The 2,722-nt window shown below is 64.2% G+C and carries 4 protein-coding genes; 2 read left to right on the top strand and 2 right to left on the bottom strand.

Annotated features, from left to right (window positions below; all coding sequences use genetic code 11):
- Window positions 1-12 precede the first annotated feature (12 nt).
- A complete protein-coding gene (locus tag EN994_RS25995; RefSeq protein ID WP_063170404.1) occupies window positions 13-234 on the bottom strand; it encodes a hypothetical protein in 222 nt (73 codons plus the stop codon).
- A gap of 220 nt (window positions 235-454) precedes the next feature.
- On the opposite strand from EN994_RS25995, the gene EN994_RS26000 reads away from it, so the two are divergent.
- Complete coding sequence (locus tag EN994_RS26000; protein WP_063169527.1) at window positions 455-880, top strand: OsmC family protein; 426 nt, start codon at window positions 455-457, stop codon at window positions 878-880.
- Between the two features lie 62 nt (window positions 881-942).
- Here the strand turns inward: EN994_RS26000 and EN994_RS26005 are convergent, their stop codons facing one another.
- Window positions 943-1,914, bottom strand: a complete 972-nt coding sequence (locus tag EN994_RS26005; protein ID WP_013528882.1) for an AraC family transcriptional regulator — start codon at window positions 1,912-1,914, stop codon at window positions 943-945.
- A gap of 324 nt (window positions 1,915-2,238) precedes the next feature.
- On the opposite strand from EN994_RS26005, the gene EN994_RS26015 reads away from it, so the two are divergent.
- Window positions 2,239-2,592 (top strand): hypothetical protein, encoded by a 354-nt coding sequence (locus tag EN994_RS26015; RefSeq protein ID WP_013528880.1) that lies wholly within the window; start codon window positions 2,239-2,241, stop codon window positions 2,590-2,592.
- Window positions 2,593-2,722: the final 130 nt, after the last annotated feature.

Here is a 2,722-nt window from a genome sequence, read left to right on the forward strand (position 1 = left end):
GACAGACATATTTCATTTCCAGCTCCCTTGCTGTGACGAACCATAGGCGATCACGGTATCGGTTGAGTTCTTGCCGGCAGCGACATGGTCGAGAAGGCTGACCGCAATGCCGATGATTGCAACTGCCGCAAGCAGCCGGCCGAAGCCGGAGGGCGGCACATGCAGCGGGCCGCTTTTCCCTGGATCAGCCGTTCGGCAGGTGCTTGTCCAATGGGCAGAAAACAGATTGTTCATGCGAACCTCCATCCGCCACGAGAATCTGTGGCCGCCCGCAGGACGCTCGGGGCCGATGCAAGTCGACATTTTGCACGCACATTTTTTTCAAAAAAGATTCGGTGGGGCTCGCCGGTGCTGCATGCGCGCGCAAACAGCGCGGTGGCCTTCCCTCGCGCCCGCGCTATAGTTGGGAGGAACGCCGCCTGGCCGGCGCCACCGCTGTAATAAGGAGGAATTCATGGACCGCACCGCAAACGCCGTCTGGAAAGGCAATCTGAAAGAGGGCACGGGCACGCTCGACACCCAGAGCGGAACCCTGAAGGGCACGCCCTATTCGTTCAAAGCGCGCTTCGAGGACGAGAGCGGCAAATCCGGCACCAACCCTGAAGAGCTGATCGCGGCGGCGCACGCCGGCTGCTTTGCCATGCAGTTTTCGCATTTCCTGGCCGAGAACGGCACCCCCGCCACCGAACTCGACGCCAAGGCCGTGGTGACGCTGGTTCCCGGCACCGGGATCACCGGCAGCGCCCTCACAGTGGTCGGCAAGGTCCCGGGCATCGACGCGGCGAAGTTCAAGGAATTGGCCGAAAGGGCCAAGGCCGGCTGTCCGGTCTCGAAGGCGCTCGGCGCCATAAACGTATCGCTCGACGCCAAGCTCGGCTGAAGGCCCGAACGGCAAATTCATCCAGAAACCGCTGGCCCTTGGGCCGGCGTTTTCGTTTGCGGTCAGCCCTTCAACGCGGCCGCCCGCACATCCGATGGCGTCGCGCCGTAGCGCCGCCGGAACGCCCGGTTGAAATAGGAGAGGTCGTTGAAGCCTGCCTCGAAGGCGATCGCCGTGATGCTGCGTCCGGCATGACGAGGATTGCTGAGCATCCGATGCGCGCGCAACAGGCGCTGGCACAGCATGAAATCCGACAGCGACGTGCCTTCGCTCTCGAACAGTTTTCTGATGTAGCGGGCCGAAAGGCGGTGACGGCGGGCGATGTCTTCGGCCGACAGGTCGCCGCCATGGGCTGTTATTTCGGCCTTGATGGCACGCAGCCGCGCCACGCGCACGCCTCGGCCCCGGGCGATTTCTGCCGCGTCTCGGGTGGCACCCATGGCCAGAGCGACGAGATCGAAAATATGCGTCGTCGCCAGATGCCAGGCCTCCGGGGTCAGCACGTCGCCGGCATCCTGGATCGACCTGACATAGTCGAGCAGCAGCCGCATCGCCCCGCCGGAGGTTGGCAGCGGCTGCATCAGCGCCGGCGCCGGGTCGCCGATCAGCGGTGACAGTGCCTTGAGCGAGAAGCTCATATTGACGAAGCGAAGACCGCCTGGCTGGATGACATTGAGGCCGACCTCCTCGCCGCTCATCATCAGCGCCTGGCCGTTGCCGACCGGCTCCTCGCGGCCGCGATGCTTCATCACGCTTGCGCCATCGAGGGCGACCAGGAGGACGAGATCGTCGCTGTCGATCAGCGACGTCGAATGATGGACGCGGAATTCCGAACACGTGCCCGTGGCGATGCCGAGGCCAGGCAACGCGCGCACCTGCATATCGACATGCGTCGGGCCGAGTGGATCGAGATCGACCTTGAGCACCGTGCGGCCATAGACCTCGCGCATGACCTCGACGCGATCCCGCTCCGGAAGCGCGTCCGTCATCAGTCGGAACGAGGCGGTTGGCCCCATCGTCGCCGTCACCGGCATCCCCCATGCCTCAGGTCAATCAGAAGCGGCGTGATATGCGCCGCGCCTCCGAAAACGTCAATACAGGGCCGTTTGGGCCGTTTTTAGGGCCGCTGCGTCCAAGCTGCCCGCTTTTGCCGGACCTAGTTTGCAGCGCGTTTCCGATCAGGAAGCGCATCGCAAACAGCCACAAGGGGGTTCGATGTATCATTTGCAATTGTTCAGGACACTGTCGGGGCTCGCCTCGGCAGGCTTCAATCCACGCGTCTATCTGTTGTCCATCGCTCTCGGCGGAACCGTCGCCGACCATCGCGATCCGAAGCGGCCGTGTGGGGAGCGTCGGCCATGAGCGTCCGGCATACAGTCCTGGCGGCACCGGTCCTGTGCCTCGGCCTATCGGGCTGCGTCGGCATCAACCCGGTTTCTGCGGTCGTCGGCATGGCCGGCATGGCGGCGGCCAACTCCGCCGGCATGGCGCAATCGAGCGTCATCAGCCCGCAGGAGCAGGCGAAGTACGCCTCGATGTCCTGTGCGGATCTGCGGCAATTGATGGCAGGTTACGAAGAGGCGAAGAATCATGGGCCGTCGGTCAAGAAATACGGCGGCATGGCGCCGGCCGGCAAGACGGCGATCGTCAACAATGTCATCGGCACGCGGCTTGTCTATCTCCGGCAGCTTGTTGCGAGCAAAGGATGTTGAGGGCCTCGTCACACCACGCCTGCCGGGCGGCACTTGTCGGGCTTGCCGGCTGGCTGGCCTTCAGCGCCGGCGGCGCTTACGGCCAGGGCAAGGGACCGACGACACGCTCGCGCCTCGGTGCGATGCCGGG

It is taken from the genome of Mesorhizobium sp. M7A.F.Ca.CA.002.09.1.1 (assembly GCF_003998555.1).
Lineage (GTDB): Bacteria > Pseudomonadota > Alphaproteobacteria > Rhizobiales > Rhizobiaceae > Mesorhizobium > Mesorhizobium ciceri.

Bases quoted from the DNA above. Each gene is read 5' to 3' on its own strand.
- EN994_RS25995 (WP_063170404.1), bottom strand. From the start codon at position 234: ATGAACAATCTGTTTTCTGCCCATTGGACAAGCACCTGCCGAACGGCT.
- EN994_RS26015 (WP_013528880.1), top strand. From the start codon at position 2,239: ATGAGCGTCCGGCATACAGTCCTGGCGGCACCGGTCCTGTGCCTCGGC.
- EN994_RS26005 (WP_013528882.1), bottom strand. From the start codon at position 1,914: ATGCCGGTGACGGCGACGATGGGGCCAACCGCCTCGTTCCGACTGATG.
- EN994_RS26000 (WP_063169527.1), top strand. From the start codon at position 455: ATGGACCGCACCGCAAACGCCGTCTGGAAAGGCAATCTGAAAGAGGGC.